7 protein-coding genes and 1 pseudogene are annotated in these 6,826 nt (G+C 61.6%); all 8 read left to right on the top strand.

Going from position 1 to position 6,826, the window contains the following annotated elements; all coding sequences use genetic code 11:
- The first annotated feature begins 55 nt into the window (after window positions 1-55).
- Window positions 56-919 (top strand): translation elongation factor Ts, encoded by an 864-nt coding sequence (tsf, locus tag FQ668_RS07145; protein ID WP_003252290.1) that lies wholly within the window; start codon window positions 56-58, stop codon window positions 917-919.
- Between the two features lie 181 nt (window positions 920-1,100).
- A complete protein-coding gene (pyrH, locus tag FQ668_RS07150) occupies window positions 1,101-1,844 on the top strand; it encodes a UMP kinase (protein ID WP_003252294.1) in 744 nt (247 codons plus the stop codon).
- Window positions 1,841-2,398 carry a ribosome recycling factor gene (gene frr / locus FQ668_RS07155; RefSeq protein WP_003252296.1) on the top strand — a complete coding sequence of 186 codons (558 nt, stop codon included), beginning with the start codon at window positions 1,841-1,843 and terminating at the stop codon, window positions 2,396-2,398. The genes pyrH and frr overlap by 4 nt, the downstream gene beginning before the upstream one ends.
- A 15-nt stretch (window positions 2,399-2,413) precedes the next feature.
- Window positions 2,414-3,169, top strand: coding sequence for a polyprenyl diphosphate synthase (gene uppS / locus FQ668_RS07160; RefSeq protein WP_010952675.1), 756 nt, complete (start codon window positions 2,414-2,416; stop codon window positions 3,167-3,169).
- On the top strand, window positions 3,169-3,984 hold the full coding sequence (locus FQ668_RS07165; protein WP_014592141.1) for a phosphatidate cytidylyltransferase: 816 nt from the start codon (window positions 3,169-3,171) through the stop codon (window positions 3,982-3,984). Before uppS ends, FQ668_RS07165 begins: the two co-directional genes overlap by 1 nt.
- Window positions 3,981-5,171, top strand: coding sequence for a 1-deoxy-D-xylulose-5-phosphate reductoisomerase (ispC, locus tag FQ668_RS07170; protein ID WP_014592140.1), 1,191 nt, complete (start codon window positions 3,981-3,983; stop codon window positions 5,169-5,171). Before FQ668_RS07165 ends, ispC begins: the two co-directional genes overlap by 4 nt.
- A 71-nt stretch (window positions 5,172-5,242) precedes the next feature.
- Entirely contained in the window at window positions 5,243-6,595 is a 1,353-nt protein-coding gene (rseP, locus tag FQ668_RS07175; RefSeq protein WP_144179946.1) for an RIP metalloprotease RseP, read from the top strand.
- 73 nt (window positions 6,596-6,668) lie between these two features.
- Window positions 6,669-6,826, top strand: a pseudogene (locus FQ668_RS07180) (outer membrane assembly protein); the annotation flags it as partial.

A 6,826-nucleotide genomic window follows, 5' to 3' on the forward strand; every position in this document is an offset into this window, starting at 1 on the left:
AACGCCCGTGATTGACGGGTGGAATGGTTGAAAAACTTTCCAAGAGGATTTTGAAATGGCAGCAATTACTGCAGCGCTGGTAAAAGAACTGCGCGAGCGTACCGGCGAAGGCATGATGGATTGCAAAAAGGCCCTGGAAAAGGCCGGCGGCGACATCGAGAAAGCCATTGACGACATGCGTGCCTCGGGCGCCATCAAGGCCGCCAAGAAGGCTGGCAACGTCGCTGCTGAAGGCGCTATCGCCGTCAAGACCGACGGTACATCCGCCGTCCTGCTGGAAGTGAACTCGCAGACCGACTTCCTGGCCCTGCAAGACGACTTCAAGAACTTCGTGGCCGAAAGCCTCGAAGAAGCCTTTGCCCAGAAGCTGACCGACGCCGCTCCGCTGATCGCCTCGCGTGAAGCTGCTCGTGAAGCCCTGGTTGCCAAGTGCGGCGAGAACGTCAACATCCGTCGCCTGGTGCGCGTTGAGGGTGACGTTGTCGGTGCCTACCTGCACGGCAACAAGATCGGCGCTGTCGTCGTTCTGAAAGGCGGTGACGTGGAGCTGGCGAAGAACATCGCCATGCACGTTGCAGCTTCGAACCCTGAGTTCCTGGATTCGTCGGAAATCTCCGCCGAGGCCATCGAGCGCGAGAAGAATGTCTTCCTGCAGCTGAACGCCGACAAGATCGCCGGCAAGCCGGAAAACATCGTTGAGAACATGATCAACGGTCGTATCACCAAGTTCAAAGCCGAAGCCTCGCTGAAAGAGCAAGCCTTCGTCATGAACCCGGAAGTCAAGGTTGGCGAGCTGGCCAAGAAAGCCGGTGCTGAAATCGTTTCCTTCACCTACTTCAAAGTAGGCGAAGGCATCGAGAAGCCAGTCGACGACTTCGCTGCTGAAGTTGCCGCTCAGGTCGCTGCTGCCAAGCAGTAAGACAGCCCCGTCTGTCGCCCCAAAGAGGCTGCCCGCTCACGCGCGCAGCCTCTTTGTCAAAACGGGGAGGGGTTTATACGACTCCCTCTTCGCTGGCACCGAAGCGGTGCCACGCTACAGTTAGCAGGCTGCAAGCAGCCCGCACGAATTTTCTAAAAGTACGCCGCAGGAGAGACTCGCAATGGCTCAGCAGGTGAGTGGTCGCCAACCTCGCTATAAACGCATTTTGCTCAAACTTAGCGGCGAGGCCCTGATGGGCTCGGAAGACTTCGGGATCGACCCGAAAGTGCTGGATCGCATGGCGCTTGAAGTTGGCCAGTTGGTAGGGATCGGCGTCCAGGTCGGCCTGGTGATCGGTGGTGGCAACCTGTTCCGCGGCGCCGCGCTCAGCGCTGCCGGCATGGACCGCGTCACGGGTGACCACATGGGGATGCTGGCTACCGTGATGAACGGCCTGGCCATGCGCGATGCGCTGGAGCGCTCGAACATCCCGGCCCTGGTCATGTCGGCCATTTCCATGGTGGGTGTCACCGATCATTACGATCGCCGTAAAGCTATTCGTCACCTCAACTCCGGGGATGTGGTAATTTTCTCCGCCGGTACCGGCAACCCGTTCTTCACCACCGACTCCGCGGCCTGCCTGCGCGCCATCGAAATCGATGCTGACGTGGTGCTGAAGGCGACCAAGGTCGATGGTGTGTACACTGCCGATCCATTCAAGGACCCGCATGCCGAGAAATTCGATCACCTGACCTACGATGAGGTTCTGGATCGCAAGCTGGGTGTGATGGACCTGACCGCAATCTGCCTGTGCCGTGACCACAAGATGCCATTGCGGGTATTCAACATGAACAAGCCTGGCGCCCTGCTGAACATCGTGGTGGGTGGCGCTGAAGGCACACTGATCGAGGAAGGCCAAGCATGATCAACGACATCAAGAAAGACGCGCAGGAGCGCATGGGCAAGTCCATCGAAGCCCTGTCCCGCAACCTGGCTGCAATCCGCACCGGTCGCGCTCACCCAAGCATCCTGGACAGCGTCAAGGTTACCGCCTGGGGTAGCGAAATGCCGCTGAACCAGGTCGCCGCGATCACCGTCGAAGATGCCCGCACCCTGAAGATTGTCGCTCACGACAAGAACCTCAGCGCTGCCATCGAAAAGGCCATCCTCACCTCCGATCTGGGCCTTAACCCGTCCAGTGCCGGTACCACCATCCGTGTGCCGATGCCGGCCCTGACCGAGGAAACCCGCAAGGGCTACACCAAGCAGGCCAGCGGTGTTGCCGAGGATGCCAAGGTGGCCGTGCGCAACGTGCGCCGCGACGCCCTGGCTGACCTGAAAAAGCTGACCAAGGACAAGGAAATCAGCGAAGACGAAGAGCGTCGCGCCGCGGACGAGATCCAGAAGCTGACCGACAAGTTCGTCGCCGAAGTGGATGCTGCCTTCAAAGCCAAGGAAAAGGACCTGATGGCCGTCTAAGGCCGGGGTTTTTTAATGGAAAAGACCAAGCCAGCGGCGCCGTCCTCGGTGCCGCGTCATGTCGCGATCATCATGGATGGCAACAACCGCTGGGCGAAAAAACGCCTGCTGCCCGGCGTGGCCGGGCACAAGGCGGGTGTGGATGCCGTTCGCGCGGTCATCGAAGTCTGTGCCAAGTCCGGGGTCGAGGTACTGACCCTGTTTGCCTTCTCCAGCGAGAACTGGCAGCGCCCTGCCGAAGAGGTCGGTGCGTTGATGGAGTTGTTCTTCTCGGCGCTGCGCCGTGAGGCCAAGCGCCTTGACGAGAACAATATCAGCCTGCGCATCATCGGCGACCGTTCGCGTTTCCATCCTGAGCTGCAGGCCGCCATGCGCGAGGCCGAGGCAGTGACCGCTGGCAACAACCGTTTCATTCTGCAGATTGCAGCCAACTACGGTGGTCAGTGGGATATCGCCCAGGCTGCCCAGCGGCTGGCGCGGGAAGTGCAAGCCGGGCACCTGCGCCCGGAAGACATCACCCCGGGTCTGCTGCAGACCTGCCTGGCAACCGGCGACCTGCCATTACCGGACCTGTGCATTCGCACCGGTGGCGAGCACCGCATCAGCAATTTCCTGTTGTGGCAGCTGGCCTATGCCGAGTTGTACTTCTCCGACCTCTACTGGCCGGACTTCAAACACGAGGCCATGCGCAATGCCCTGGCCGATTTCGCTTCGCGCCAGCGCCGCTTCGGTAAGACCAGCGAGCAGGTCGAGGCTGGAGCTCGTGCTTAATGCTTAAACAACGCATCATTACTGCGCTGATCCTGCTGCCGGTCGCGCTGGGTGGTTTCTTCCTGCTCAATGGCGGGGATTTCGCCCTGTTCATCGGCTTCGTAGTGACCCTCGGTGCCTGGGAGTGGGCGCGCCTTGCCGGGCTGATGGCCCAGCCCCTGCGCATTGCCTATGCAGCGGTGGTCGCGGGGGCGCTGATGCTGCTGTACATCCTTCCGGAGCTGGCACCCTGGGTGCTGGGCGCTGCCGTGATCTGGTGGGGGCTGGCCACTTGGCTGGTGCTTACCTACCCGCGCAGCGGCGACCTGTGGGCCAGTGCTGCCTGTCGGTTGTTGATCGGCCTGCTGGTGTTGCTACCGGCCTGGCAAGGGTTGGTGCTGCTCAAGCACTGGCCCCTGGGCAATTGGCTGATCCTGTCCGTCATGGTGCTGGTGTGGGCTGCCGACATCGGTGCGTACTTCTCTGGCCGGGCATTCGGCAAGCGCAAGCTGGCTCCTCAGGTCAGCCCGGGCAAGAGCTGGGAAGGCGTGTACGGTGGCCTGGCGGTCAGCCTGTTGATTACCCTTGGTGTCGGCATCAGCCGCGACTGGGGCTTTGGTCAGATCCTGCTAGGCCTGTTGGGCGCTGCGTTGCTGGTGATGTCCTCGGTGGTCGGTGACCTGACCGAGAGCATGTTCAAGCGTCGCTCAGGTATCAAGGACAGCAGCAATCTGCTGCCCGGGCATGGGGGTGTGCTCGATCGCATTGACAGCCTGACTGCGGCAATCCCGATTTTCGCCGTGCTGTTGTGGGCTGCCGAATGGGGTGTGATGTGAGTCGCCCGCAGCGTATTACCGTACTCGGGGCTACCGGCTCCATTGGCCTGAGCACGCTGGATGTGATTGCGCGTCATCCTGACCGTTATCAAGCGTTCGCCCTCACTGGCTATTCGCGCGTCGACGAGCTGTTGGCGCTATGCGTGCGTCATCGTCCGGCATTCGCTGTGGTGCCGAGCACTGAGGCGGCGGTGAGGTTGCGTGCGAGTCTGGCTGCGGCCGGTTGCACCACCGAGGTGCTGGAAGGTGAGGCCGGGCTTTGCCAAGTGGCGTCGGCCGCTGAAGTGGATGCAGTGATGGCAGCCATTGTCGGTGCTGCCGGCCTGCGCCCCACGCTGGCGGCAGTCGAGGCAGGCAAGAAGGTGTTGCTGGCCAACAAGGAAGCACTTGTGATGTCGGGCGCGCTGTTCATGGAGGCGGTGCGGCAAAAGGGTGCGGTGCTGCTGCCGATCGACAGTGAACACAACGCTATCTTCCAGTGCATGCCAGGCGACTATGCCCGTGGCCTGAGTGCCGTCGGTGTGCGCCGGATCCTGCTTACCGCGTCCGGCGGGCCGTTCCGCGAAACGCCGGTCGAGGCGCTGCTGGACGTGACCCCGGAGCAAGCCTGTGCGCACCCCAACTGGTCCATGGGGCGCAAGATCTCCGTGGATTCGGCCAGCATGATGAACAAAGGCCTCGAGTTGATCGAAGCCTGCTGGTTGTTCGATGCCGTGCCGTCCAAGGTTGAGGTGGTGGTGCACCCACAGAGCGTGATCCACTCGCTGGTCGACTACGTGGACGGTTCGGTACTCGCGCAGTTGGGCAACCCGGACATGCGTACGCCGATCGCCAACGCGTTGGCCTGGCCGGAACGGATCGATTCCGGGGTTGCCCCTCTGGATCTGTTCGCCATCGCCCGTCTGGATTTCCAGGCGCCCGACGAACAACGCTTCCCTTGCCTGCGCCTTGCGCGGCAGGCTGCCGAGGCTGGCAATAGCGCGCCTGCCGTGCTCAATGCGGCCAACGAAGTCGCGGTCCAGGCATTTCTTGAACGGCGCATCCGCTTTCCGGAGATCGCGGGTATGATCGAACAGGTACTCGACCAGGAACCGGTCGTGCCGCTGCCGTCGCTGGATGCGGTGTTTGCCGCCGATCAGCGTGCCCGGGAGCTTTCCCGTGAGTGGCTGAGGCGTCACGGCCGCTGATGCAGCCCCGCCAAGGTTCGTGAGGGGGCTGGGCAGGATGCCGGCCCGCTGAACATCATTCGGAGATGGACATGACAGCGCTCTACATGATTATCGGCACCCTCGTGGCGTTGGGTGTGTTGGTCACTTTCCACGAATTCGGTCACTTCTGGGTGGCGCGCCGCTGCGGCGTCAAGGTGCTGCGTTTCTCAGTGGGTTTCGGCACGCCGCTGCTGCGGTGGCATGATCGCCACGGCACCGAGTTCGTTGTTGCGGCCATTCCTCTGGGTGGCTACGTCAAGATGCTCGACGAGCGCGAAGGCGATGTGCCGCCGGCGCTGGCCGGGCAGTCGTTCAACCGCAAGTCGGTGCGCCAGCGTATTGCGATTGTCGCGGCAGGCCCGATCGCCAATTTTCTGCTGGCTATCCTGTTTTTCTGGGTGCTGGCGATGCTGGGTACCCAGCAAATCCGCCCGGTTATCGGCGCGGTCGACAGTGGCAGCCTGGCAGCATCTGCGGGGCTGACCGCAGGTCAGGAAATCGTTTCTGTAGATGGCAAGCCGACCAACGGTTGGTCGGCGGTCAATTTGCAGCTGGTTCGTCGTCTGGGCGAGAGCGGTACCTTGCAGATTGGCGTGCGCGATGAGGGCGCCAGCGCCGAGCGTCAGTTGCAGGTCAAGCTGGACAATTGGCTCAAGGGCGCCGACGAGCCGGACCCGATTCAATCCCTGGGGCTGCGTCCTTGGCGACCGGCGATCACACCTTTGCTGGCCGAGATCGATCCGAAGGGGCCGGCTGCCGCTGCGGGCCTGAAAACCGGTGACAAGCTGCTGGCTCTGGATGATGTGGCAGTGACCGAATGGCAGCAGGTTGTCGACCGCGTACGCGCCCGCCCGGATGCCAAGGTCGTGGTGCGAGTGGAGCGCGATGGCGCTGCCCTGGAGCTGCCGGTGACCTTGGCCCGCAAGGGAGAGGGCAAGGCAGTCGGTGGCTATCTTGGCGCGGGCGTCAAAGGTGGCGAATGGCCTGCCAACATGCTCCGCGAAATCAGCTACGGCCCGCTGGATGCGGTGGGTGAGAGCTTGTCGCGTACCTGGAACATGAGCGTCCTGACCCTTGAATCGCTGAAGAAAATGCTGTTCGGGGAGCTCTCGGTAAAAAACTTGAGTGGACCGATAACCATTGCTAAAGTGGCGGGCGCTTCAGCCCAGTCCGGCGTGGGGGATTTCCTGAATTTCCTGGCCTACCTGAGCATAAGCCTGGGGGTTCTTAACCTGCTGCCCATTCCAGTACTGGACGGGGGGCATTTGCTGTTTTACCTGGTCGAGTGGGCGCGCGGTCGTCCGCTGTCGGATCGGGTGCAAGGTTGGGGGGTTCAGATCGGTATCAGTTTGGTCATAGGGGTGATGTTGCTCGCCCTGATCAACGATCTGGGTCGACTATAAAGCTTCGCTCAATTGCGAACCTGCCGTTCTGTGACGGCAGGTTGTTTATTGCCAGTTGGAATAAAAGGACTTCATGAAACGTCTGCTGCTAACTGCGGTCATGTCCGCACTGATGATCGCTGAAGTTCACGCCGAGTCCTTCACCATCTCCGATATTCGCGTCAACGGCCTGCAGCGGGTTTCCGCTGGCAGTGTGTTCGGTGCCTTGCCGCTGAACGTTGGCGACCAGGC

The sequence above is a fragment of the Pseudomonas sp. Kh14 genome, assembly GCF_900291005.1.
Classification (GTDB): Bacteria; Pseudomonadota; Gammaproteobacteria; order Pseudomonadales; family Pseudomonadaceae; genus Aquipseudomonas; species Aquipseudomonas alloputida.

Excerpts from the sequence above, each read along its gene's own strand:
- FQ668_RS07165 (WP_014592141.1), top strand. The coding sequence starts at position 3,169 with ATGCTTAAACAACGCATCATTACTGCGCTGATCCTGCTGCCGGTCGCG.
- uppS (WP_010952675.1), top strand. The coding sequence starts at position 2,414 with ATGGAAAAGACCAAGCCAGCGGCGCCGTCCTCGGTGCCGCGTCATGTC.
- frr (WP_003252296.1), top strand. The coding sequence starts at position 1,841 with ATGATCAACGACATCAAGAAAGACGCGCAGGAGCGCATGGGCAAGTCC.
- tsf (WP_003252290.1), top strand. The coding sequence starts at position 56 with ATGGCAGCAATTACTGCAGCGCTGGTAAAAGAACTGCGCGAGCGTACC.
- pyrH (WP_003252294.1), top strand. The coding sequence starts at position 1,101 with ATGGCTCAGCAGGTGAGTGGTCGCCAACCTCGCTATAAACGCATTTTG.
- rseP (WP_144179946.1), top strand. The coding sequence starts at position 5,243 with ATGACAGCGCTCTACATGATTATCGGCACCCTCGTGGCGTTGGGTGTG.